Source organism: Thioalkalivibrio paradoxus ARh 1, from assembly GCF_000227685.2.
GTDB classification, from domain to species: Bacteria; Pseudomonadota; Gammaproteobacteria; order Ectothiorhodospirales; family Ectothiorhodospiraceae; genus Thioalkalivibrio; species Thioalkalivibrio paradoxus.
On record NZ_CP007029.1, the window covers coordinates 1,682,171 to 1,704,185 of the forward strand.

Consider the following 22,015-nt stretch of genomic DNA (forward strand, 5'->3'; position numbering starts at 1 on the left):
TACGCCTCCGGTCTCCGGGAAAACCTTGGCGGGATCAGGCCGCGACCGGGGGCAGCGCCAGCAGATCCAGGTGGCCGACGCGAAGGCGAACCCGTCCGGAGCCGACATCGCGTTCCCGCCGCTGCGCCCATGCACGGTAGCGGTCGCGATCGGCGGGAACCTGCTCGCAGGCGGCCGCCATCCAGCCGCGGATCAGCGCGCCTGCCAGCTGTTCGCTGTCGTTGCCGAGGTCCCAGGGGCTCTGCGCCGTCAAGACGTGGAAGCCGGCACTCCTGAAGCGTGCCGCGGCGTAGGCCGCCGCATCGGGGCCCAGTGCCGGGCCCAGGCCTTTGTCGCGCTGCTGATGCGCGTTCACGGCCCTTCGTACCGCGCGGTCGTCGGGATCGGGCGGCGACCCATGCAGGCGACCGTCGTAGCTGAGCGCAAACAGGGCCGCGGCGCCCAGTTCGCGGCAGCCCTGAACCAGACCGTCAACCCAGGCCGCTCCAGCGAGATCCAGCAGCGCGGCGGCGGTGACGAGATCCGGTGGCCCCGATTTGGCCAGCACATCACGCCACTGCTGCAGGTCGATGCAAACGCGGCGCACGGTGGGTCCTGGGTCCGGGAGATGCACCCGCGCGAGCAGCGCTGCGTCGTGGTCGATCAGCGTCCAGTGCTGCGGTACCGGCAGCCGTGGGGCGAGAAAACGCAGATTGGCACCGGTACCCGCTCCCAGATCCACCACGTTCAGGGCGTCGCGGCCCCGGCTCCAGCGCCGGACTTCGGCGACCAGTCTGGCCGAGCGTGCGCGTCGGTCCGCGGGTTCGCGCAGGGACAGCCACTCTGCGGCGAACCGGCCGCTCACGGTCGCGTCAACTCCAGCACCGCAGACGCCAGTTGTTGCGCGGCCGCCGGCCAGTCGGCCAGCGTACGGGCATGGTGCCGGCCGGCCTGGCCGAGACGAGCGCGGGCTGCCGGATCCTGCAGGAGCCGGGCGAGGGCCTGTATCAGCGCCTCGATGTCGCCCGGGGCGACCAGGATCCCGGCCTGTCGCGGAACCGTATCCGGGATCGCGCCCGCGCGGGTGCCGATCACCGGCAGGCCATGTGCCATCGCCTCGGCAAAGGCCATGCCGTAGCCCTCATGCCACGAGGGCAGCGCAAACAGCTGGGACGAACGGTAGAGATGGTTGAGGCGTGCGGACGTGCATTCCCCAGCGAGCTGCACCCGATCGGCGATTCCGGCCGTGCGGATCTGTTCCCGTACCTGCCGCACATGATTCGGATGTCGCGCCAGACTCCCGGCGATCACACAGTGCCAGGGGATGCTGCGCAGCGTGGCCAGCGCACGCACCAGAAGATCCTGGCCCTTGCGGGGGGTTACCGCGCCGACGCAGAGGATGCGCGGGGGCGCGGCAGGATCCGGGGCCGCCGCAGTGATCGCGGTTGCGGTTCCGGGAAGCACACAGCGGATACCGATCCGGTCCGGTATCCAGTCCCGCAGCCGGCGCGCGGTATGAGGGCTGGTGACGATCACGCCGCGGCAGTGGGCAAGGGCGCGGCGCTCGAGCGCCTCCAACGCTGCGGCGCGCGCGGCCGACAATCCGGTTTCGTCGCGCAGCGGATGGTGCACCAGGGCAATCGGTTGCAGCCTGGATGCGTGCGCCGCCAGCGGGTCGGGCAGACCTCCGAGCGCCAGTCCGTCGATCAGTACCCGCGCGCGATCGGGCAGCGCCGCGAGGAGCCGGGATAGCGCCTGTTCCGCCTCGGGGTCCGGACCGGGGAAACGCCCGCCAAGGCTGTGAACGACGATGTGCCAGCCGAGTGCACGCAGCCCGTCTGCCATGCGTGCATCGTACAGGTAGCCACCGGTCCGCTGGTCCAGGCGGCCGGGAACCACCAAGTGCAGGGTCGGCGCAGCCGGTGTCAAAGGGGCGCTTCGAAACTGGCCCAGGCGACGTGGGATTCGTGCAGCGTGACGCAGAGCGCGTCGAGCCCCGGCGCGGACGGGCCGAGCTTGCCACGCTGGATCGCGTCCGCAAGGCGCTGATGGATCTCGCGAGCCAGAAACTCGGTGGTGGTGTTGTGCCCCTCGAACTCCGGGTGATCGTCCAGGTTCTGATAGTTCATCCCGGCCAGCACTGCACTCAGCTGGGCCGTCGCCAGAGCGATGTCGACCACCACTCCGTCGGCGTCGAGTTCCCGGCGGCGGAAAGTCGCGTCGACGACGTAAGTTGCGCCGTGGAGCCGCTGCGCGGGTCCGAACGCCTCGCCGGTGAAGCTGTGGGCAATCATGAAATGGTCACGGACGTTCACGCTGTACATAAGGCCTCCTTGGGGCCGACCGGGAAACGGGAAGACGATCGACGAAAGCGAGACCGGCAGCAGGTGCCATGGTTCCGCCGGCTACGCGGCCGCAGCAGGACGCCCGGGTTCATGGATACCGCACCCGGTGGCAGAGCGTATCGCCGGGATCCGCAGCGAGCCGCGCCATCACCTGTGGCAGATCCGCGAAGATGTCCTCGCCGGTCACCAGCCGGTCGAGGCGATCGTCGCGCAGCAACTCGAGTGCCAGACGCATCCGTCGGGCATGATCCCAGCGTGGGGCGCGTGCGGCCGGGATCCGGCCGACCTGACTGCTGCGCAGCGTCAGCCGCCGGGAATGAAAGGCCTCGCCGAGTGGCAGGGATACCATGCGGTCGCCGTACCAGCTGAGCTCTACCACGGTGGCCTCGACAGCAGCCGCGCGCAGCGCCTGGACCAGCCCCTCCGGATGCCCGCTGGCGTGGATCACCAGGTCGGCGTTCATCTCGTCGACCGGCGCGTCCCGAAACTCGAGGCCCAGGGCCATCGCAACCGGGCCTCGCCGCGGTTGGGTATCCACCAGCGTGACTTCGGTTCCGGGAACACGGCTGCAGAGCCATGCGGTCAACAGCCCCAGAACCCCGCCGCCGATCACCAGGATGCGGTCTCCGGCCAGTGGAGCCGCGTCCCAGCATGCATTGACCGCAGTCTCCATGTTCGCGGCCAGTACGGCACGTTCCGGAGGCAGTCCCTCGGGCAGCGGCGTTGCCGCAGTCCCCGGGACCCGGTACAGATCTTGGTGCGGGTACAGGCAGAAGACGTGTTGTCCGATACGTTCGGCCGGGCCGTCCTCGATCCGCCCGACGTTGATGTAGCCGTACTTGACGGGGCCGGGAAACTCGCCCGCCTGGAACGGCGCCCGCATCGCGGTTTGCTGACTCGCGGGAACGCGTCCGGTGAATACCAGCGCCTCGGTACCACGGCTGACCCCGGAGAAGAGCGCGCGAACCAGCACGTCGCCCGGCTTGCGATCCGGAAGCGGCTCCTCGCGCAGTTCGCCGCGACCGGGGGCGAGCACCCAGAAGGCTCTTGCGGTGTTTGGGGCGGAGTGCATCGGGTTTCCCAGGATGCCTGAGGTCATTGAATGGTAATCGGCGCTGCTGCAGCGCGCCAGCAAACCAATCGGACGCGCAAGGGTCGAAACCGACGAACGAGTCCCAACGCTCCGCGCATCGGCCGGCGCGTTCTGCGTGCCCTGGAGCCCATGACCGCATCCACCGACCACGAGTTTCCAGCGACACCGTGGCAGAGGCTTCCCGCACAGGCGAGCGTCTGGCGCCTGCAGCTGGCGATCGGTTTCCTGGCCTGCTGGGGAATCGCGGCGCTGCTGGTGCACGTCGCGGGCATGCCGGTGGCGGTCGTTGCGTATTCGCTGTTTGCGTACGCGCTGCTGGCGGGCGGGCTGCTGTACCGCTCGCCGCCTGCCTTCCTGCGGCAGGGCCCGGGGGCGGCCAACGGCATCACGCTACTGCGTGCCGCGCTGGCTATACCGATCTCGATCGTGGCGCTGCATCCCGGCGACTGGGATGCGATCGTCACGATCTGGCTGATCGGCGTCTCGGCCATGGTCGTAACGCTGGACGCGGTCGATGGAGCTGTCGCCCGCCGGACCCGGCGCACGAGTGAATTCGGTGCCCGCTTCGATATGGAGGTGGACGCGTGGCTGATCCTGATGCTTTCCCTGCTCGTCTGGCGTACCGGGCAGGCTGGCGCCTGGGTATTGCTGATCGGCATGCTGCGCTACGCTTTTGTTGCAGCTGGCTGGTACTGGACCTGGCTGAACAAGACACTGCCGCCGAGTCGCCGCCGCCAGTCGGTCTGCGTGCTTCAGTCCCTGGCTCTACTGGCGGCCCTCGTGCCGATGATGTCTCCGATGGCCGCCAGCATCGTGGTTCTGGCGGCCTTGGTCTTGCTGAGCTACTCGTTCGCCGTCGATGTGCTGTGGCTGTACCGCCACGCCGACGGCGCCAGGATGCGGTAGGCGGAGGTGCGGCGAACCCGCAACGCCGGGCCCGGTCCGCAGGGATCCGCGCGGCCGGTAGCCGTATTTCCGCGATCGCGGGAGACATTCGATGAAAATCCTCGACAGGATTCGCAGCTGGTGGCCTTTCGGAACCGTTCCTGAAACCGGGGCGGAGGAACTTCGCGAGCTGGCCAGAAGCGGGCGCGTCCAGATCGTCGACGTCCGCACCAGGATGGAATTCCGGCGTAGCCGAATTCCGGGGGCGCGGCATCTTGCGATCACGCGTTTCACCCGTACCGGCATCCAGTCCCTCGACCTCGATGCCGCGCGCCCGGTGGTCGCGGTGTGCCTGACGGCCCACCGTAGTGTCCCCGCGGTGCGCATCCTGCGCAGGCAGGGCTACGACGCCCGGCAGCTGCGTGCCGGCATGCGTGCCTGGTGGCACGCGGGGCTTCCCTGCGAAACCGGCGGACCGTGAGGGCTTCGATCCCACCCCGACCAGGAAGCCAGCGTACGACGGGAGAGGCCGAAGGACCGCCATACAGGCCTGACACGGGCTCCTGGTCAGCGCGGGTGCGACACGCTGCAGCGTTGCCGGTTGTTGCGATGCGGACCTCGGGCCTTTCGGCTAAGGCCCGCCGGTTTTGCTGCGCGTCCGGCATGTGGCGGGAATGGCGTCGGCCAAGGCTTCACTTTTTCGAAACTTGCCATATAATTATTTACTAACGGACGGTCCGGGGAGTGGGACCGAGGGGTTGAGACCCCCTGGATCGAATTCCGGCATTGCTACAACCCGCAACGTGCGGCCCTTGGCGAAGCGGGATCAATATCCAGCAAGGGCATTTTCGTTAAACAGGAGAAACGTCATGCGCAAGTCTCTGAAAGTTCTCGCAGCCTCCGCTCTCGTGCTGGCCTTTGCCGCGCCGATGCAGTCCAGCGCCCAGTGGTGGGGTCCGGGCTACGGCCATGGTCCGTACTACGGTCCCGGATACGGCCATGGTCCGTACTACGGTCCCGGATACGGCTACGGTCCGGGCTGGGGCCGTGGCATCGGTGACTGGTTCGGTCTGGGTGACATGTTCGGTGATTTCGGCTTCTCGATGCGTGGCAGTGGCCGCGGCCTGGGTCGCGGCTACGGCTATGGCGACGGCTATGGCTACCATCACCCCTACTACCGCGGCTGGGGCTACGCGCCGTACTACGGTCCGGCCTATGGCGCTCCTTGGGCCGCCCCCGCTCCGCAGCAGGACGAGTCCGAGTAAGTTCGCCCACTCGGCAGATCGGTAGTTGGGTAGTGCAGTACCGGAGCCCGGTCCTCAGGACCGGGCTTTTTTTCGGCCACGGTCGGCTGCGTCCCACCATCGGAGGGGCTGAAGCGATTCCCGCGATCGGGTAGGCTTGCGCCTCCCGAAATGGCCCAGGAAGGGGTTGCGATGTGGTTCAGGAATCTCCGGCTGTACCGTCTTGCCCAGCCGTTCACGACCTCGCCCGAGGATTTGCACCAGGCGCTGCAGGCCGCCGCGTTTCGTCCCTGTGGCAGTCTGGAGCCGGAAACCGTCGGCTGGGTGCCGCCGCTGGGGCGTAACGCGACGCAGCTTGCTCATGCCGGCGCAGGAGCCATCCTGATTTCTGCCCGCAGGGAAACACGCCTGCTGCCCGCATCGGTGGTCAACGACACACTCGCAGAGCGGGTCGAGACGCTGGAGGCCGCCGAAGGGCGGGATATCGGACGCAGGGAGAAGAGCACGCTGCGCGAGCAGATCGTGCACGAACTGCTGCCCCGTGCGTTCACGCGGTCCAGCGTGACCTCGGCGGTGGTGCTGCCGCAGGACGACTGGTTGCTGGTGGATACGGCCAGCAAGGCCCGCGCCGAGGAACTGCTGAGCCTGCTGCGCAAGGCGTTGGGATCGCTGCCGGTGGCGCCGCCGAAAGTCGGTGCGGATCCGTCGACGCTGATGACGTCCTGGCTTGCCGGCGCCGCGTTGCCCGCCGGGCTGGCGCTGGGCGACGAGTGCGAACTGAAGGAGGCCGGAGACGATGCCGGCGTCGTCCGGGTCAAGCGGGTCGATCTGCTCTCGGACGAGATCCGTACCCACCTGGATGCCGGGCGCAGGGTGTCCCGTCTTGCGCTGGTGTTCGAGGATCGGATGCGTTTCGTGCTCGATGACGAGCTGAATATCCGCCGCCTGGGCTTCGAGGACGAGGTGCTCGAAGCGCTGGACGATGTCGACAGCGACGACGAACTGGCCCGGCTGGATGCGCGCTTCGCGCTGCTGAGCCTCGAGGTGCAGCGGCTGCTGCCGCAGCTCATCGGCTGGTTCGGCGACGCGGCGATGCCGGAGAGTGCTGCGGCCTGACGACCGTGGGTCCCGCGATGGAGCCGCCGGCCGTCGCGGGACCGCGGCCTGGCCGCTATTCCGAGGGACCGTATTCGGTGTATTTGCGTGCGCTGCCGTAGACCTTCTCGACCGGATACTTTCGTTCGTTCACCACGATCTTGTTTTCCACCGCATCGGCGATGCTGACACCGAGCTTGTCCGCGAGGCGGACCAGATAGATCTGGATGTCGGCGATCTCGGAGCCCACCTTCGCCAGGGTGGCTGCATCGAGTTCGGCGCTTTGCTGCTCGTTCAGCCACTGGAAATGCTCGAGCAACTCGCCGGCCTCTCCGGCGAGCGCCATCGCGAGGTTCTTGGGGGCATGGAAGCGGTCCCAGTCGCGACGCTCGGCGAAGTCGCGCATCCGCCGCTTCAGATCGTCCAGCTCCTGCCATTCCACCCCGCGTGCCTCGAGTTCAGGCCGCAGCCGGCAGACGGTCGCGGCGGCGTGCCTGCCACATCTCGCGCGCCAGCGCGGTCGCCGCCTCGGGCGTGGGCGCGCGGTTCATCAGATGCAGCGCAATCGCGGCGGTGCCGACCACCGCGGCTTCGCCGTACTCCTCCTCGGTCTCCCCGCGCCAGCATCGAACCAGCCGACCGATGTCGAGCGCGTCTTCCCGGGTATGCCGCCGGGCGAACATCGCCGGCCATTCCTCCTCTTCGAGCACGCCTTCGCGCACGCGCTGTACCAGGCAGGGCGAATCGGGATTGCGCTCGATTTCGCCGCCTTCGCCCTTGATGACCGCGACGTTGGCCTCGCCCAGCAGCATTGCGGCCTCCTGGTGCACTGGCCGGTAGCCGGGGTGGAAGATTCCCTGCATCACGTAGGCTGCACCGAACGGGTTGATGCTGCGCGCGACCGTGTGCACCGGCGAGCGCAGACCCATCAGCGGCCGCAGCTCGATGATCTCGTGCAGCCGGGGGCAGAGGAATTCGATGTCGAGGTAGGCGAAGTGATCCCGCGCCATGCGGTCGCAGGCCTCTTCGATCGACCGCGACGGGGCAATGCCGAGAGCGCCCAGCACATCGCGGGTATAGATCCGGCCATTGGTATGCCCGCTGGCGCCGTGCATGAACGTGGTGATCCCGTTCTGCGCCAGCAGCAGTGTGGACAGCAGGTACCAGGGCAACACCCGGCGCTTGCCGGCATACGACGACCAGTCCAGATCGACCTTCGGGGCGTCGGCAGGGATCCGGATGGCATTGCGCACGGCGCGCACGAAGCCCACCAGTTCTTCGCGCGTTTCCTCCTTGACCCGCATCAGCATCATGTAGGCGCCGAGCTGAACGGGTTCGACCTGGCCCGCGAGGATCATGCTCATGGAGTCGAATGCCTCCTGCTCGGTGAACGGGCGGGTGCCGTTCTTGCCCTTGCCGAGGATGCGCACATACTGCGCAAACGGATGTTCTTCGTACTGCGTGGGCTGGACCATCGGGTTCCTCCGGATTCGGGTTGCCGGGTCCCTGTCCGGAGCGGGCAGGGCGGCGCTGCCGCAAGATCATACCGGCAGGGGTTCCTCACGCAAGAAACGCCCCGATGAAACCCCAGGATTTCAGCACGATCCCCAGCGCGCCAGTGCCCGAGTCCGGGGCTTGCCGGGCGGGTCAGCCGCGACCCGGGCCCGGGCCGTCGCCCGGATCGTGCCTGGCCGCGGCCTCTGCTGCCGAGGCATCCATGAGTTGCTTCAGCAAGCCACCGATCAGGAATTTCAGGCCGACCAGCACCCCCACTAGCCCAAGCGCGATCCAGACGAAGTGTTCCACCAGCCAGGCAGCCATCATCGGCACCTTGAACCGCTAGTGGGCCATGCGGAAGGTTCGGCACCAGATCGCTTTGCCAGAAGCGCCGGCGCTGCGTTAACGTGAAACCGCACGGCTTTTCTCGGGGCGACGTGTAGGGCGGAAGAGCGCAGCGTCATCCGCCGTGCGGCGTTCGGAGCGCCCCTGCGCGCCCGCGGCAACCCCGGCGTGGGAATGGCGGATGACGGCCTTCGGCCTCTTCCGCCCTACGCCGGTTTCATGGTCGCGGGTGATGGCTGGCACCATAGAAGTTAGGCAAGTTTGAAATAAGTTGGCTATTCCGGCACTTGCCCGCCTTGCTCCGGCGCTTCTGGCTGTGCTCCATAGTCACCGAACTGCCCGCATGGCCCGCTAGGTATCAGGAAGGCTCTCCGGCTACCGGCCGGAGCGCCTGGCGCGTCGTCGCGACCGGCTCCTCCGGGCCGCGCAGCCGGCGCAGCTGATGCGGGCGGGCATCGACGACGATGCCCTCGGACGCCAGCACCTTGACCCGGTAGCTGGGGCTGGTGCGGTAGCGCATGGACAGCAGATCCATTGAAGTCCGGGGGGCGAGCGCGCTTACGACCACCCCCAGCGCACCGTTCCATTCCGTGTAGTAGCTGGCGTTCTGCATGATCACGAGTTCGCCGACCTTGAATGTCATTGTGCCTGCCCCCGTTCGACAGAGAGTGTCCAATCCGGCGCATGGCCCGTGGGCCGGTCCGGCTTGCCCTGCGGCCGGGTGCCGCCGCCATGCTCCGGGAAGCGTCGATGCGCCGCAGTGCGATCCATGGCTCGAGTATAGCGGACGCGGCGCGCCGGACCGTGGTGCACCGGTGCGCGCGGGTTCATGGCCGCGGCCCGTCGAGCCCGTGGATCGATTCGACATCCTCAGGCCAGGACACCAGGTAGCTGAACCGGATCGTTCGCGACTCGCCCGGGGCCCATTCTCCGGTCCAGGCCAGCACCCCGAGGCGACCGTCGACGTCGCGCTCGGTGGGCGGTGTCGCATTGGGACCCAGTTCGACCGCAATACGCTGATCGCGGGCGACCGGCAGGCGGTCGAGCACCGTGACCTCCAGCGCGCGCTCGTGGCGATTGTCCACCGTGATCCGATAGCTCCGTTCGAGGCGCTGCTGGCGGCGCAGCAGGCCCTCGCGGCCGATACTGTCGCGGTCGATCTCCCGGCGAACGTCGATTCGGTCGTCGACGCCGAATGCAAGCCTCAGGGGTGCCCCGGGCGCCAGCGCGTCGAGGCGGGCCTGTCCGGCGAGTTGCCCGTCCTGGAACAGGGTCACCGGACCCGGCAGCAGGGGTGTATCGCCGGCGAACTCGGTTTCCGCGAACAGGTAGGCGTGGGGCGAGAGCACGGGCACCGCGCGGCCCGAGATCGCCGCCTCGTGACGGTGGCTTGCGAGGACGAACCGCTGCTGACGGCCGTCGGGCGGCAGGCTCACGCGCCCGGGTACCCGGTACCGGGTGGTGAACCCGCTCGTTTCCAGCATCGCTTCGCTCACCGGAGCCGGCGCGCGGGCGGCCATCGTCTCCGGTGCAGCGGCGTCCTCGTACATCCGGGGCCGCGGCGGCGGCCGAATGTCGATGAACCAGGGTGACAACCTGGGCAAGCGGCCACCGAGCGCCGGACGAGCCGTGGCCAGGTGCAGGATCACGTCGTCCCATTTTTCGCCGGTGTTCTGGCCCACCTCGGCGCGCTGGACGAGTTCCAGCACCCCGTCGGCGGTATCGAGGCGGGCTTCGTAGGCCGGCTGCCAGCCAGCCCCGGGGATCTCGTACTCGAGCGTGACCCGCGCCTCGCCCGCGGCGGCGGCCTGGTACAGGATCGCAACCTCGGTGGTATCGCGCCGCCCGGTGCGCAGGCGGTTGAGCTCGCGTTCGATGCGCTCGATCTCGGCGTCGATCTCGCGCAGGTCGATGTCGATCCGCGCGATCTGTTCGAGCACGTCGCGGGCCCCGTCCCCGATCAAGCCCCAGGCACGGTGCCATTGATCGGGCGGCAGCCCGGGCTCCACCGCGCCGGCATGTTCGGTCAGATGCTCGATGAACGACAGCGTCATGGACTGGGCCTGCCGCTCGTCGGTGCGTCTGCGGCGCTCGTCCCGAGCGACCTGCAGGGCTTCGGTCAGCGCACGTTCCTCCGGATGGGCCAGATCGCGGCCGTGGACGGTTCGGGTCTCGACATGACTGAGGATCAGTCCGTCGGGGCCCTCGGCGCGAACCCGAAGACTTTCCGGAACCAGTCGGGGAGGGAGCGGGTGAATGCGGATCGTTCCCTCGCCGGCGGCAATCGTCGCCTGGTGTTCGCGGGTCACGGTGGCCCGGTCCGGGTAGACGGTGACCGCGCGCACGCCCCCCTCTGCGGCGGCGATCGCCGGGCCGGAAAGCGCTGCGAGCAGAAACAGCGCCAGCAGCGGCCCGGTGGCGCGGAGGATCGCGGATGTCATCGGCTGGTGTCTCCGGGAGCGGGGTGGTGCAGGGCGGGTCGATCGCCGGGCGGTTCGAATCGCTTGCGCGTCGCGGCGAAGGGCATCGAATTCAGTCCTCGGTCAGGATGATGTAGCCGCCGGAGCGTTCGTCGCGCTCGAGGCCGATCAGGCCGGAGCGGCCGGCCTCCTCGAGCAGCGCGCTGAACGAGCGAAATCCGTAGTAGCTCTCGTTGAACCCGGGTTTACGGCGCTTGATCGCCTGCTTGACCATCGATGCCCAGACCGGCTCGTCCTCGCCACGCTCGGCATGCAGGGCCTCGGCGGTTTCGACGACCAGGTCGAGGGCTTCCTGTCGCCGGTCCTCGCCGTTCGGTTCGGCCGGCCGGGATGCGGCTTCGTCACGGTCGCCCGCCTTCGCGGGCTTGCGCGCCTTGCGTTTTTGGTGGGCCGCCTCGCGCACCAGATCGTCGTAGTAGATGAACTCGTCGCAGGCCGAAGTCAGCAGGTCCGAAGTCGATTTCTTGACTCCGACTCCGATCACCAGCTTGTTGTTCTCGCGCAGCTTGGCGACCAGGGGCGAGAAATCCGAGTCGCCGCTGATGATCACGAAGGCATCGACATGTCCCTTCGTGTAGCAGAGGTCGAGTGCGTCGACGACCATCCGGATGTCGGCGGAGTTCTTGCCCGACTGGCGCACGTGGGGGATTTCGATCAGCTCGAACGCCGCCTCGTGCATCGGTGCCTTGAATTCCTTGTAGCGGTCCCAGTCGCAGTAGGCCTTGCGCACCACGATGTTGCCCTTCAGCAGCAGCCGTTCGAGCACGCGGCGGATGTCGAACTGCGGGTAGCGTGCTTCGCGCACCCCGAGCGCGATGTTCTCGAAATCGCAGAACAGGGCCATGTTTTGGATTGTGGACGCGCCGGGCATCGAGATGGCCCCTGGGATCGTTGCGTGAACAAGCCCCAGAGTAGCAAGTTGCTTCGGTGCAGGGCCACTGCCGGGAGGGTCCGGAATCCCTGGCGCTTGGAGCAGGCCCGGGTGGGGATCTCCGGGCGTGGCGCTCGCCTTTCTTGACGGCCATCCGGGGGCGGGGTAGTGTCGCGCGAACGACAGAAGGGCTTTGTTCCCGAACCTGCCGGCGCGCCTCGCTCGTCTCCAGGGTCGGTCTTATCCAGCAAAAGCTCCGGAGGAGTGATGGAAGCAATCGCCACTGCCATACTGCACCCGCAGGTCTTCATCCTTGCGGTCATCGGTTTCATCGCCTTTTATTCGTCCTGCTCGGTCGGCATTCGTGCGGGCTGGCTGGCCTACCACCCGTCGGTATGTGGAACGGTCGGTGCTTTCGGCGGCGCCGGCCTCGGACTGCTCGTCGCTTCCGTTTAGTCTTCCTCGCGCACCCGGCCCGCACCTTTCGCCAGGGGCGGGCGGGGTCAGGCGCTGTTCACGATCATCCGGCGCGGCAGCCACAGGAGTGGCCCCGTCCTTCCGCCGTTCCAGCGGTGGATCGCAGGACTGGCGGCTCGAGATCGGGAAGAACGAGTGCAACGACATGCTGGAATTGCCCAGAGCCGCACCAGGCTTTGACGACCCGATCGGGCTGTTGCGTGCCTGCCATACACGGATTGCAGACCGCCTGGACCTTCTGGAGCGACTGCCCGGGTACTTGGATACCCATGGCGCGGACGCATCGGCCCAGGCTGCCGCGCGCCGCGTGCTCGACTATTTCGACAAGGCCGCGGCCCACCATCACGAAGATGAGGAGCACGGCCTGTTTCCGCTGCTGCGGGCCGCCGAGAGCCGGCCGGGCTGGCAGCCGGAACTGCCGGCGGTGCTGGATCGCCTCGCCGCCGAGCACGGCACCCTCGCACAGGACTGGGCGCGGCTGCGCCCCGCGCTCGACGCCCTGGCCCGGGGCGAGTGTGCCGCGGATCTGCGCTGCGAGGCGCTGATCGCGGCCTACCGGCAGCACATGGCGCTGGAGGACGAACAGGTGCTGCCGCTGGCTGAAAGACTGCTCGACGCCTCCGAGCGGGCGGCACTGGGCGCATCCATGCAGGCGCGGCGCGGGATCGGGTCGACCCGGGAACAATCGGGATGAAAGCGGTCCCTCAGGTTTTGCGGGGCGCGAGCAGCACCGGCGTGGAATACAGCGCGAACAGCGCGAACGCGGCGGACCAGAGCAGGCCCGTGAGCAAGAGCAGCCAGCCAGCGACCGGGAATACCGCCATCGCCACCCGGGCCGCCGCGGCGAGCACGATCAGCAGGAACGCGACCGTGATCACCGCGGGCGCTTCCAGCGGCCGGCCAGTGTGGCCGAGCGAAACCCGCGCCATCATTCCCAGAATGAGCCCGCCCATCGCGCCGACCATCAGCGCGTGGATCCCGATCGACCAGGACACCGGAGCGCCCAGCAGGTGGATGCCCTGCAGCAGGAACCCAACCGGAATCCAGAAGTACGAGACGTGCAGGATCCACAGCAGCGGCACGGTCAGCGTGCCCCAGGGCCGCCAGGCGAGCAGTCGGATCAGGTTCAGTGCAGCGGCGGCGAGCAGCAACGGCGCGAGTGCCGGGTCGCGGCCCAGCCAGAGGTAGCCAGGCAGGATCGCCAGTGTGACCAGCAGCGTCGCCCAGTCGAGCACCGGCCAGCGGCGCACACCGAGATCCGGCAACCGACGCTCGGTGAAAAAGGGGATCACTCGCCCGCCCATGAACACCAGCAACAGCGTGACCAGATACACGGTCAGGTGCAGCGCCGGGATCCCGATGCCCGGGCGGACTCCGTGCAGGTCGAGGTGGATCGCGAGGTTCAGCACCGCGAAGGCCAGCAGCAGCGGCACGAGCAGGTAGTTGTTCCGGTTACGGGCGCGCCAGAGCACGCGCGCCATCATTCCGGCGAGCAATGGGAAGAAGGCCAAGTCCGCGATGCTGGTGAGCCAGAGCGGGATCGCGTCGGGAAAAAGGAAACCGAGCCGGGCCAGCACCCAGGTCGCGAACAGCACGCCTAGGCTTGCAGGGGTGGTCGAGGTCAGCCCGGTCCAGTTCTGCACCGCGGTCAGCAGGAACCCGGCGATCACCGCCGCTGCCAGGCCGAAGACCATCTCGTGGCCGTGCCAGAGGATCGGATGCAGGCTGCCCAGCGACGGGCTGCCCCGAAGCAGGAAGGTCACCCAGATCAGTACCCACGCCGCGGCCAGCCAGCCGGCGGCAAGGAAGAACGGACGAAAGCCGATCGAGAACAGCGTGCGCAGCATGCGATGGAAGCCTGGGGTAGTAGCGGTGGCGGAAGTCATGGCAGGGGTTCGCCCCGGCCATCATGCAAGTCGCCCATATCGGAAGAGCGCAGCGTCATCCGCCGCGGGGTCGTGGCCTTCACCGGTAATCGGGGCGGTCCCCGACGTCGGCGCGGCGGATGACGGCCTTCGGCCTCTTCCGCCCTACGGGTGGCCCGAAACGCGAGCGGCGGGATTTGCACGTCAACGGGGCGTTGCGGATGCCGGGCCCGACTGCGCTCGGCGCTGTTCGACGCCGTCGGCCGCGCGGTCGAGAAGGGCCTTCAGCGGGGCTGGCATCCAAGATAAATCAATTGTATCGAGAACGTTCTTCACAGCGAGTCCTAGCTCGGTGTTTCCGGACAGACGCAGGCGTCGGTGGAAAAACAGCGTGTCCGGGTCGGTGCGCTGCGCGACCAGCAGCAGGAAATCGTCGGCACTCGCCGTCACCGTCACGTCGGCGCGGCCCGCATGGGCGCTGCGCAGGTGCCCGCGGTCGAGCGTGAAGCGCATCCGCAGCGTGGGGTCGGTCACCGTCACCGCGAGAACGCGGCCCTCGAGCAGTTCCAGCGAGCCGTCCTCCAACGCTTCCGCAAGCAGATGCTGCGTTGCGCGCGCCACCAGCGCTTCCATCAACGGAGGCGGAAGCGCGCCCAGCGGCGATATCAGCGCAGCCGACGAGGGGGCGGGGATGCGGTCGAGCAGGGTCCGAGGAAGGGTCAGCGTCATCGGCGGCGTTCCAGGGGCGTGTGGCCCGGTGCCGCGGCCGCCATGCCGGGCAGTCCGAACCAGTAGCCGTTGCAGGTCGCTGCGGCCTGCCGGCCGAGCGCGGCGTCCGCAGCCGAATCGCCGTCGAGCGCGCGGCGCAGCGTACGCAGGCGTTCCAGCGTTCCCTCCGGCAGCGGGCTGAAGCGCAGGATATCGGCCCCGGCGACGACCAGATCCGACCACGCCGGCACCAGGTCGCAGACCTGCCCCGACTGGGTCTGGATGCCGTTCAGCGTCAGGAACTCCTCGCCCTCGCGTGTGGCCACCGTGATTCCGGCCGGATGATCGAGGCAACGCAGCTCGCACTGGTCCTTCGGCAGGTCGTGGTATCGGGCCGTGTAGCAACGCGCCGACCAGGCCAGCGGCAGCCGGCCATGTGCGAACACCTCGGTCTCGATCCCGGGCAGGCGGGCCTCGGTCAGGACGTCGGTCAGCGCCTCGCGGCCCAGCTCCACCGGCAGCACCCAGCGGCGCAGCCCGAGACGATGGTAGTGCCGCAGCGTTGCCGCATTGTAGATGTTCACCGAGGGACCGGTGGCGAACGGCAGCCCCAGTTCGTGCAGGACCTGGATCGCGGCGACGTCGTTGGCTTCCACCAGGAACTCGCCGTTGCCGCACAGGCGGCGCACCACGCCCATCTGCGAGCGCGCCTCGATCAGCGTCAGCGTGGACAGCACCACTTCCTTGCCGGCGGCGGCCAGCTCGCGTCCCAGCGCGATCCAGTCGTCCGGACGCAGCTCGCGCCGCTTCGCGCAGACGGTCTCGCCGAGATACACGATGTCGGCGCGGCTGTCGGCGACCTCGGCATAGAACGCGTCGACCCGATCCCGCGACCAGAAGTACTGGCACGGGCCGACGGCAAGACGCGGTGTTCGGTTCATCGCGGCGCTCCTCGTCAATGCCAGGGGCGGTGGTACGCGCCCAGCGTGGTCTGGCTGCCCTCGGAAAGCTCGGCGAGCGGGTTCTGCCATTCGGGGAGTGCGCGGTAGGCCGCGCGATCCGCCAGGCACCGGTCGATCGCCGCGCGCCAGATCGCGGTCACCTGCGTCACGTAGGCCGGGCTGCGCTGCCGACCCTCGATCTTGATCGCGGTGATCCCAGTATCGAGCAACTCGGGGAGCAATTCGAGCGTGTTCAGACTCGTCGGCTCCTCGAGGATATGGCCGACATGGTCCTGGACCTGGTAGCGGCCCTTGCACAGCGTCGGGTACCCGGCACGCTCGCCGGCCTGAAAACGGTCGATCAGCACGCCGTTCAGACGCGTCTCAAGGCCGCCGTCGGGCAGGTCGTGCCAGCGCACGTGGGCGGCGGGGGAACACGCGCCGACGGTATTCGGCGATTCGCCGGTGGCATACGAGGACAGCAGGCAGCGCCCCTCGGCCATGATGCACAACGAGCCGAAGCCAAACACTTCAAGTTCCACATCGCTATCCTGCGACAAGGCCTTGACCTGAGCAAGCGACAGCACCCGCGGCAGCACCGCGCGGCGGATGCCGAATTGCTGGCGGTAGAACGCCAGCGCTTCGGCACTGGTCGCCGAGGCCTGCACCGAGAGGTGCCGTGGAAGATCCGGGTGGCGGTCGGCCGCGTAGCCGAGCACCCCGGCGTCCGCCAGGATCACGCCATCGACGCCAAGCGCGGCCGCATGGTCGACCGCCGCGGTCCATCGCGGCCAACCCTTCGGCTGCGGATAGGTATTGATGGCCATCAACACCCGGCGCCCGCGAGCGTGCGCATATTCAACGCCTTGCGCAAGCGACTTCGCGGTGAAGTTCAACCCGGCGAAATGGCGGGCGTTGGTGGCATCCTTCAGCCCGGTGTACACGGTATCGGCGCCGGCGTCGACCGCCGCACGCAGCGCGGGCAGGCTGCCGGCAGGGCACACGAGTTCCATGCAGCAACACTCCGTTCGGGCGATCCCGCAGTCTGCTGGCGGTCGGGGACCGAAACCTTGATCTGCATCAAATCCGTTGCACGTCGGGTTCGGCCAATGAGGTCCATGGCATCTCATTACGGCCGTTGGGGATCTCCCGGGCTCCGGGATCGTGGCGGCGTGGGTTGTTGTGCCGCCTGCGCCGGCACAACCTACGGCACCGCCGATGCTCTCATGATCGGTGTGGCGAGGAGTGATGGCGATCAGGCGGTGGATGCACGGTGGTGCGCGTGGGCGGAAAACCTTGCTGAGCGCGCGCGTTCCGACCGCTGTATGCTCATTCTTGCGTCGGGATGAGGTTCGCATCGTTCCCACGCGGGAGCGTGGGAACGAGAAGTCCCGGCTGATCGGGCGGCGGGCGAATGACTGGCGGACGGGGATTCGGCCAGCGCCGCCTCGGTCAGGGCGCTGGCCACCCAGCCCAGACGGATGCCGGCGCGGTTGCCTGCGCTTCTGGAGTGAAGGCCGCGGGTACGCGCGCCGATGTTGGCCCGCCAGACCGGGGATTCAGCGGTCGTCCTGGTGGCAGCTCTCGCAGTTGCCGCGTGCCGCGAACGCCTTCTCGCCATCGTGGCAGCCGAAGCAGAACTGGTCGCTGCGGTGGTCGGCGCGGCTGATCCGCGCCGCACGGCTGACGTCGAAGATCGACAGGTGGCAGCTGGCGCAGTGCATTCCCGCCTCGGCGTGGGTGGTGCCGGAGAAGGTCACGTGGCCGGCGTCCTCGTTCAGGAAATCCAGCGTCAGGCCCGGGGGCACCGATTGCACGGGAAACGACGCCATCGCGAGGAGGGCGATCACCGCCAGGAGCACCGCGCTTCTCATCGTTCGGCCTCCCTGGACGGCGTGGATGCGGGCGCGCGGCGGGCGAGCATTGCGATCGCGAGCATCGCCACCGCCACGATGGCCTGGATGATGAACATCCAGCTCGGGAAGTAGAACGTCGCATAGACCTCCCAGCCCATCTCGCGCAGGATGTCGCTGAGGAAGGTCGGTGCACCGTGCAGGTGACCGCCGAGGGTGCCGGTAATCGTCAGCAACCCGGCCCCGAGCGCGCCCAGCCCAAGCATGATCAGGCGATTGACCAGCCCGTCCCATACCCGCTCACCGGCCCACCAGCGCAGCACCAGCACGGCGGTCCAGTAGAACAGCGACCAGGTGGCCGCCATCATGTGGTTGCGCCCGAGCGGGGTGGTTTGCAGCGTGTCGGGTGGCCAGACCATCAGGCCGATCGCGTAGGCGATCACGCCGGTGACGACCCCGAGCACCAGGAATGGCACCAGCACGCGGTCGAAGGCCCGGGCGAGCGGGCCGTTCGAGAGTGCCCGGACGACGAGGATCACTGCGGCGGCGGTCCAGAAGGCCACCGGGAAATGCACCATCAATGCGTGATACGGGCCCATCGCATCAGCTCCTTTCGCGCCCGAGAATCAGGCTGACCGAGAGCACGAAGCTTGCGATCAGCACCAGGCCGGCTATGAGGCTGAGCCACCATTGCCGGCGGATCTCGCGTTCGAACTCGATCTCGACCCCGTACTGGGCGAGCTGCGCTTCCTTGTGCCGGAACTTCACCGGCACGCCCTTCGCGATGTACGGCGCCCCTGCATGGATCTCGCTGGTCAGCCTCGGCCAGCTGACCTGGCCGGGGTAGAACAGCTCGATCTCGTGCACCGGGACACGGTCCCAGTCCGGAACGTCCCCGTCGAAGCGGGAGGCGACCCACTCGGCGGGCCGGTCGAGCCCGATCTGCAGCGGCATCGACACGTAGTGCCACCGGCTCGCGGTACCGTCCCGATGCACTGCGACCGCGATGTCGTAGACACCCTTCGGATGCAGGATCTTGTCCTCCAGTGGGTGCCCGGTGTCGAGGGCTCTCCGCAGGGTCACGTCCCAGTGGCCATCGGTCCAACGGCCCTCGCCCTGCACGCGGATCGCGGCGCGCGCACCGCTGGGTTCGCGCAGCACCTGGCCCGGGATCACGTCCCCCTCGCGCCATTCGTGCCGCCTATCGAACGGGACCGCCTTGGCCTCCGCAAGATGGTAGGGGATGTCACTGTCGGTGTGACCCGCGGTGACGTCTTCCCAACGCAGTGCGCGGATGCCCGTGCGCTCGGGGTCGAACATCAGCCGCGGCCTCTGCGCCGCGCCGTCCCAGTTGCTTGTGAACGGCCCGTCGCCGGAATCGTACAGGCGATACCAGGAGATGTGCTGGTCATCCGAGCGGCCGATCGGGTTCGACAGCTGCGCGCGCCAGTGCCACAGGTCCAGGAAATAGCCGGCGTCGTGCAGACCGTGCAACGTGGCCGCATCGGCGATCGAGTACCAGTCCTGGGGGTCGGTGCGGGTGGCCGGGAGGTACTTGCGCCGGTACCCGTCTTCCTCGCCGAGCGCCGCATCCTGCGGCGTGAAGTCACGCATGTCGGCACCGACCGTGATGTAACCGCCGTAGCGCTGGAACTCGGGAACGCTGCCGTCGTCGACCATCATCGTCAGCCGGTCTTCGGTCAGGCCGTCCGGGTCCGGGCCAATCGGCGAGCGGGCAACGCGCTGCCAACGGCCGTCGGTGAAGCGCAGCAGATCGGCGTACCGATGCGGCCGGTCCGCGGGCCAGCGGTAGCGGAACAGGATCTCGTCGTCGTTGAACGCGACCTGGAGCTGCAGCGGGAGGGTGAGCTGCCCGGGGACCCAGATATTCCGCGCGGGATCGTTCTGGATCACTCCCGTGCCATGCGTGACCAGCGATACGAGCAGAACGGCCACGAACAGCACCGAGACGGCGAGCAGCGCGGATCGGCGCCGGAGCATGGGCATTCTCCTTCGGTCTTGAGGCCTTTAACTATGCGGGTACTGTGCGGGGGCGTTCAGTTGTCCCGGGCGCCTTGGGCCACCCACTCACGGAGGGTCTTGAGTTCAGAATCCGGAAGGCGGTGCCCGCCGTGGGGCATCGCGATCGACGGGTCCGCCCGGCCCTCGACGAGCTGGTTCAGCACGCTGATGAACGGATCCCCCGGCTCGATGATCGGTCCATAGCGGGTGCCCCGCATCAGCGACTCGTAGCTCGTGAGCTCAAGCCCGCTGGCCTCGTAGCCCTCGGCTCCCGGCACATGGCATTCGATGCACCGCTTGTCCAGGATCGGCTGAACATGGTCACTGAAGCTCACGACGCGCTCTCCACAGCCCGCGAGCCCGCCGAGCGCGAGGGTCAAGCCGGAGGCGATCCCTATGGCGCGAAGCGAGTGAAACAGGGGTGACGAGTGACGCTTGTACATTCGAACGCTCTCCTGCGTGCCGGACGGCCGCACCGACGCGGCCCAGGGTCCACTCACAGGAAAGGTAGATGGGAGAGGTGGGTAGAGCAAGGTGTGGCGTCCCGTTTTCTTCGTTTCGGCTGGATGTGCATTCGTGCGAGGGGCCACGCGGGAACCCCAATGTGGCCAGTGCGTCGGGAAAAAGCGGCCCGCCGGGGCGGCGCACGTGTCAAGACCCGTGTGATTGGATATACCCTTTAGGAAGAGCTCCGGGTGGTCGGCTTGCCATTGTTTGAGGGCGCCGATCCAGATTCAATGCTGGAGCGCCTTCTGAGGCATGTGGTGATTGTAGACGGTACGATAGTTCTCCAGGGTGGTCTTGAGATGCTGGGCGGAGTCGAACCGGGTGGTACGCGCGGTGACCGTTGCAGTGCAGACCCGGCTGCGGCCGATCATGATGACCGCCTTGTCCACCAAAGCCGGCATGTTCCCGCTCGCGCTGGAGATGGCCGTGGGAGCGGAGCGTTTTTCGCCGATCGCGACCGTGATCATCGGTGGCATCACCATGGCCACCGTGCTGACGATGATCCTGGTGCCGACGCTGTTCGTGCTGCTGAGCCGGCGAGCCCCGCGACTCTCCGGTGACGGACGCCAGCGGCTCCCGCGCGGCGGCGATTGGGCAAAACGGCGTGTGGGGGTGATCGGCGCGGCCTGCGGCCGCGATCAGTAGCCGGCGCAGAGTTCCCGTAAACCCTCGAGCGCCGGCTGCAGCATTGGGGAATCGCTGTCGAGCGCGTAGACCGCGTAGGCCGGGAGGCTGAAGCGGGGGCTTCCCGGCGGGATGAACAGCTCTCCGGCGGCGATCCGTGGCGCGGCCATGCGTTCGGGAACGAAGCAGGAGCCGCCGTTCTCGAGAATGATCTGCAGCCCCAGCCAGCCGATGTTCGCGGTCAATGCCGGCCGTTCGGTGTCGGGGTAGCTCGCGCTGTGCTGCGCGAAGAACGCCGGCCCCCAGTCGACGTGCACGTAGTGCTCGTCAAGCTCGCGTTGCTCCGGATCCGTGCTCAGCAGCACCAGAGTCTCGTCGAACAGGTGCTCGACGTGGAGGCCGGGGCTGTGCTGCGGGGTGTACATCAGTGCGAGGTCCAGCGTCCCCTCCACCGCTCGGCGCATCAGGTCTTCCTCGAAGCCGATCTCGGTGCGGATCGAGAGGTCGGGGGCGATCCGGCGCATGTGCCCGACCCAGGCCGGCAGAAAGCCTTCCCAGAGAGCGATGCGCGCGCCGATGCGGATCGAGCTGGTGAATCGGCTGGGCAGCCCCACGTCGTGCCGCGCCTGCTCCAGCGTCAGCAACATCGCCTTGGCGTGGCGCAGCAGCCGGCGCCCGGCGGGTGTCAGCGTCGCGCCCGAGCGGTTGCGAACGAACAGCCGGACGCCGAGATACTGTTCCAGCCCCTGGATCCGGGTACTGACGGTGGACTGGGTGACATGCAGCCGCGAGGCGGCATCGACGAAGCTGCCGTGCGCGGCGACCGCGAGAAAAGTCCGGATCTGTTCGGTTTCCATTGAGGTCCTCCGCTCGACTTCTGCGTCAACGATCGCCGCGATCGTTGCGACCGCGCAGTAACCAGGCCGGCCGCGTGACGTGTTGATCGCGCCCATCCCTTGATCGCCGGGAGGCATCCTGCCGTTCGCCAAACCGCCGCCCGCCGGTACAAGATCCACGCCCGACGGATAGTGCAGAACCGCGAAGGGAGTCGATGCGCGGCATTCGTATTCGTGGCGCAATGATATCGGGAAACGCGATCGAGGCACCTGTTGAGGTGCGCTTGCCGCTGTCTAACTCGGGACGACGTGTCGCGGAGGGATCGTGTGAGCCCCGACATCGGTCAC

Annotated in this window: 25 protein-coding genes and 1 pseudogene; 7 read left to right on the top strand and 19 right to left on the bottom strand. The window is 68.0% G+C overall.

Annotated features, from left to right (window positions below):
- Window positions 1-34: 34 nt before the first annotated feature.
- The 4 genes from THITH_RS07765 to THITH_RS07780 all read right to left on the bottom strand — a co-directional run bounded on the left by THITH_RS07765 (window position 35) and on the right by THITH_RS07780 (window position 3,396).
- Window positions 35-844: a class I SAM-dependent methyltransferase gene (locus tag THITH_RS07765; RefSeq protein WP_006747647.1), complete on the bottom strand. Its 810-nt coding sequence runs from the start codon at window positions 842-844 to the stop codon at window positions 35-37.
- Window positions 841-1,878, bottom strand: a complete 1,038-nt coding sequence (locus tag THITH_RS07770; RefSeq protein ID WP_025367391.1) for a glycosyltransferase family 4 protein — start codon at window positions 1,876-1,878, stop codon at window positions 841-843. The genes THITH_RS07765 and THITH_RS07770 overlap by 4 nt, the downstream gene beginning before the upstream one ends.
- Before the next feature lie 26 nt (window positions 1,879-1,904).
- A complete protein-coding gene (locus THITH_RS07775) occupies window positions 1,905-2,303 on the bottom strand; it encodes a 6-pyruvoyl trahydropterin synthase family protein (protein ID WP_006747645.1) in 399 nt (132 codons plus the stop codon).
- A gap of 109 nt (window positions 2,304-2,412) precedes the next feature.
- A complete protein-coding gene (locus THITH_RS07780) occupies window positions 2,413-3,396 on the bottom strand; it encodes a zinc-dependent alcohol dehydrogenase (protein ID WP_006747644.1) in 984 nt (327 codons plus the stop codon).
- A 150-nt stretch (window positions 3,397-3,546) separates the two neighbouring features.
- On the opposite strand from THITH_RS07780, the gene THITH_RS07785 reads away from it, so the two are divergent.
- From THITH_RS07785 to rdgC, 4 genes are all read left to right on the top strand, one after another.
- Window positions 3,547-4,323 (top strand): CDP-alcohol phosphatidyltransferase family protein, encoded by a 777-nt coding sequence (locus THITH_RS07785; protein ID WP_025367392.1) that lies wholly within the window; start codon window positions 3,547-3,549, stop codon window positions 4,321-4,323.
- 91 nt (window positions 4,324-4,414) lie between these two features.
- Entirely contained in the window at window positions 4,415-4,783 is a 369-nt protein-coding gene (locus THITH_RS07790) for a rhodanese-like domain-containing protein (protein WP_006747642.1), read from the top strand.
- A gap of 388 nt (window positions 4,784-5,171) precedes the next feature.
- The gene (locus THITH_RS07795; protein ID WP_006747641.1) at window positions 5,172-5,567 is read left to right on the top strand and encodes a sulfur globule family protein; all 396 of its coding nucleotides are present in this window, start codon (window positions 5,172-5,174) and stop codon (window positions 5,565-5,567) included.
- 171 nt (window positions 5,568-5,738) lie between these two features.
- On the top strand, window positions 5,739-6,662 hold the full coding sequence (gene rdgC / locus THITH_RS07800) for a recombination-associated protein RdgC (RefSeq protein WP_006747640.1): 924 nt from the start codon (window positions 5,739-5,741) through the stop codon (window positions 6,660-6,662).
- 55 nt (window positions 6,663-6,717) lie between these two features.
- Here the strand turns inward: rdgC and THITH_RS07805 are convergent, their stop codons facing one another.
- The 6 genes from THITH_RS07805 to THITH_RS07830 all read right to left on the bottom strand — a co-directional run bounded on the left by THITH_RS07805 (window position 6,718) and on the right by THITH_RS07830 (window position 11,807).
- Window positions 6,718-7,083 (bottom strand): nucleotide pyrophosphohydrolase, encoded by a 366-nt coding sequence (locus THITH_RS07805; RefSeq protein WP_006747639.1) that lies wholly within the window; start codon window positions 7,081-7,083, stop codon window positions 6,718-6,720.
- A 16-nt stretch (window positions 7,084-7,099) separates the two neighbouring features.
- Window positions 7,100-8,116, bottom strand: a complete 1,017-nt coding sequence (locus tag THITH_RS07810; protein ID WP_006747638.1) for a glycosyl transferase family protein — start codon at window positions 8,114-8,116, stop codon at window positions 7,100-7,102.
- 172 nt (window positions 8,117-8,288) lie between these two features.
- Window positions 8,289-8,462, bottom strand: a complete 174-nt coding sequence (locus tag THITH_RS18495) for a hypothetical protein (RefSeq protein ID WP_232222270.1) — start codon at window positions 8,460-8,462, stop codon at window positions 8,289-8,291.
- Between the two features lie 379 nt (window positions 8,463-8,841).
- On the bottom strand, window positions 8,842-9,126 hold the full coding sequence (locus tag THITH_RS07820) for a hypothetical protein (RefSeq protein WP_006747636.1): 285 nt from the start codon (window positions 9,124-9,126) through the stop codon (window positions 8,842-8,844).
- Window positions 9,127-9,310: 184 nt separating this feature from the next.
- Window positions 9,311-10,924, bottom strand: coding sequence for a DUF4139 domain-containing protein (locus THITH_RS07825; RefSeq protein WP_006747634.1), 1,614 nt, complete (start codon window positions 10,922-10,924; stop codon window positions 9,311-9,313).
- A gap of 91 nt (window positions 10,925-11,015) precedes the next feature.
- Window positions 11,016-11,807 (bottom strand): NYN domain-containing protein, encoded by a 792-nt coding sequence (locus THITH_RS07830; protein WP_232222271.1) that lies wholly within the window; start codon window positions 11,805-11,807, stop codon window positions 11,016-11,018.
- 294 nt (window positions 11,808-12,101) lie between these two features.
- On the opposite strand from THITH_RS07830, the gene THITH_RS07835 reads away from it, so the two are divergent.
- Window positions 12,102-12,290, top strand: coding sequence for a hypothetical protein (locus tag THITH_RS07835; RefSeq protein WP_006747632.1), 189 nt, complete (start codon window positions 12,102-12,104; stop codon window positions 12,288-12,290).
- An 88-nt stretch (window positions 12,291-12,378) separates the two neighbouring features.
- Window positions 12,379-13,005, top strand: a complete 627-nt coding sequence (locus tag THITH_RS07840; RefSeq protein ID WP_408645503.1) for a hemerythrin domain-containing protein — start codon at window positions 12,379-12,381, stop codon at window positions 13,003-13,005.
- A gap of 10 nt (window positions 13,006-13,015) precedes the next feature.
- Here the strand turns inward: THITH_RS07840 and THITH_RS07845 are convergent, their stop codons facing one another.
- From THITH_RS07845 to THITH_RS07880, 8 genes are all read right to left on the bottom strand, one after another.
- Window positions 13,016-14,158, bottom strand: coding sequence for an NnrS family protein (locus THITH_RS07845; protein ID WP_006747630.1), 1,143 nt, complete (start codon window positions 14,156-14,158; stop codon window positions 13,016-13,018).
- 222 nt (window positions 14,159-14,380) lie between these two features.
- Window positions 14,381-14,905, bottom strand: coding sequence for a ubiquinone anaerobic biosynthesis accessory factor UbiT (gene ubiT, locus THITH_RS07850; protein ID WP_006747629.1), 525 nt, complete (start codon window positions 14,903-14,905; stop codon window positions 14,381-14,383).
- Window positions 14,902-15,825, bottom strand: coding sequence for a U32 family peptidase (locus THITH_RS07855; protein ID WP_006747628.1), 924 nt, complete (start codon window positions 15,823-15,825; stop codon window positions 14,902-14,904). The genes ubiT and THITH_RS07855 overlap by 4 nt, the downstream gene beginning before the upstream one ends.
- Before the next feature lie 14 nt (window positions 15,826-15,839).
- Window positions 15,840-16,838, bottom strand: a complete 999-nt coding sequence (ubiU, locus tag THITH_RS07860; RefSeq protein WP_006747627.1) for a ubiquinone anaerobic biosynthesis protein UbiU — start codon at window positions 16,836-16,838, stop codon at window positions 15,840-15,842.
- Window positions 16,839-17,384: 546 nt separating this feature from the next.
- Window positions 17,385-17,699, bottom strand: coding sequence for a c(7)-type cytochrome triheme domain-containing protein (locus THITH_RS07865; RefSeq protein WP_006747626.1), 315 nt, complete (start codon window positions 17,697-17,699; stop codon window positions 17,385-17,387).
- The gene (locus tag THITH_RS07870) at window positions 17,696-18,277 is read right to left on the bottom strand and encodes a DUF2231 domain-containing protein (RefSeq protein WP_006747625.1); all 582 of its coding nucleotides are present in this window, start codon (window positions 18,275-18,277) and stop codon (window positions 17,696-17,698) included. Before THITH_RS07870 ends, THITH_RS07865 begins: the two co-directional genes overlap by 4 nt.
- A gap of 4 nt (window positions 18,278-18,281) precedes the next feature.
- On the bottom strand, window positions 18,282-19,679 hold the full coding sequence (locus THITH_RS07875; RefSeq protein ID WP_006747624.1) for an ethylbenzene dehydrogenase-related protein: 1,398 nt from the start codon (window positions 19,677-19,679) through the stop codon (window positions 18,282-18,284).
- Window positions 19,680-19,735: 56 nt separating this feature from the next.
- Window positions 19,736-20,143 (bottom strand): c-type cytochrome domain-containing protein, encoded by a 408-nt coding sequence (locus THITH_RS07880; protein ID WP_006747623.1) that lies wholly within the window; start codon window positions 20,141-20,143, stop codon window positions 19,736-19,738.
- Window positions 20,144-20,513: 370 nt separating this feature from the next.
- On the opposite strand from THITH_RS07880, the pseudogene THITH_RS17850 reads away from it, so the two are divergent.
- A pseudogene (locus THITH_RS17850) lies at window positions 20,514-20,852 on the top strand (efflux RND transporter permease subunit); the annotation flags it as partial.
- Here THITH_RS17850 and THITH_RS07890 read toward each other — a convergent pair.
- A complete protein-coding gene (locus tag THITH_RS07890; RefSeq protein ID WP_006747621.1) occupies window positions 20,846-21,688 on the bottom strand; it encodes a LysR family transcriptional regulator in 843 nt (280 codons plus the stop codon). The pseudogene THITH_RS17850 and the gene THITH_RS07890 sit on opposite strands and share 7 nt — an antisense overlap.
- Window positions 21,689-22,015 lie beyond the last annotated feature (327 nt).

Bases quoted from the DNA above. Each gene is read 5' to 3' on its own strand.
- THITH_RS07830 (WP_232222271.1), bottom strand. From the start codon at position 11,807: ATGGCCCTGTTCTGCGATTTCGAGAACATCGCGCTCGGGGTGCGCGAA.
- THITH_RS07775 (WP_006747645.1), bottom strand. From the start codon at position 2,303: ATGTACAGCGTGAACGTCCGTGACCATTTCATGATTGCCCACAGCTTC.
- THITH_RS07795 (WP_006747641.1), top strand. From the start codon at position 5,172: ATGCGCAAGTCTCTGAAAGTTCTCGCAGCCTCCGCTCTCGTGCTGGCC.
- THITH_RS07880 (WP_006747623.1), bottom strand. From the start codon at position 20,143: ATGTACAAGCGTCACTCGTCACCCCTGTTTCACTCGCTTCGCGCCATA.
- THITH_RS07875 (WP_006747624.1), bottom strand. From the start codon at position 19,679: ATGCTCCGGCGCCGATCCGCGCTGCTCGCCGTCTCGGTGCTGTTCGTG.
- THITH_RS07825 (WP_006747634.1), bottom strand. From the start codon at position 10,924: ATGACATCCGCGATCCTCCGCGCCACCGGGCCGCTGCTGGCGCTGTTT.
- THITH_RS07780 (WP_006747644.1), bottom strand. From the start codon at position 3,396: ATGCACTCCGCCCCAAACACCGCAAGAGCCTTCTGGGTGCTCGCCCCC.
- THITH_RS07865 (WP_006747626.1), bottom strand. From the start codon at position 17,699: ATGAGAAGCGCGGTGCTCCTGGCGGTGATCGCCCTCCTCGCGATGGCG.
- THITH_RS07855 (WP_006747628.1), bottom strand. From the start codon at position 15,825: ATGAACCGAACACCGCGTCTTGCCGTCGGCCCGTGCCAGTACTTCTGG.
- THITH_RS07810 (WP_006747638.1), bottom strand. From the start codon at position 8,116: ATGGTCCAGCCCACGCAGTACGAAGAACATCCGTTTGCGCAGTATGTG.
- THITH_RS07870 (WP_006747625.1), bottom strand. From the start codon at position 18,277: ATGGGCCCGTATCACGCATTGATGGTGCATTTCCCGGTGGCCTTCTGG.
- THITH_RS07820 (WP_006747636.1), bottom strand. From the start codon at position 9,126: ATGACATTCAAGGTCGGCGAACTCGTGATCATGCAGAACGCCAGCTAC.
- rdgC (WP_006747640.1), top strand. From the start codon at position 5,739: ATGTGGTTCAGGAATCTCCGGCTGTACCGTCTTGCCCAGCCGTTCACG.
- THITH_RS07785 (WP_025367392.1), top strand. From the start codon at position 3,547: ATGACCGCATCCACCGACCACGAGTTTCCAGCGACACCGTGGCAGAGG.
- THITH_RS07790 (WP_006747642.1), top strand. From the start codon at position 4,415: ATGAAAATCCTCGACAGGATTCGCAGCTGGTGGCCTTTCGGAACCGTT.
- ubiU (WP_006747627.1), bottom strand. From the start codon at position 16,838: ATGGAACTCGTGTGCCCTGCCGGCAGCCTGCCCGCGCTGCGTGCGGCG.
- THITH_RS07890 (WP_006747621.1), bottom strand. From the start codon at position 21,688: ATGGAAACCGAACAGATCCGGACTTTTCTCGCGGTCGCCGCGCACGGC.
- ubiT (WP_006747629.1), bottom strand. From the start codon at position 14,905: ATGACGCTGACCCTTCCTCGGACCCTGCTCGACCGCATCCCCGCCCCC.
- THITH_RS07845 (WP_006747630.1), bottom strand. From the start codon at position 14,158: ATGCTGCGCACGCTGTTCTCGATCGGCTTTCGTCCGTTCTTCCTTGCC.
- THITH_RS18495 (WP_232222270.1), bottom strand. From the start codon at position 8,462: ATGGCTGCCTGGCTGGTGGAACACTTCGTCTGGATCGCGCTTGGGCTA.
- THITH_RS07835 (WP_006747632.1), top strand. From the start codon at position 12,102: ATGGAAGCAATCGCCACTGCCATACTGCACCCGCAGGTCTTCATCCTT.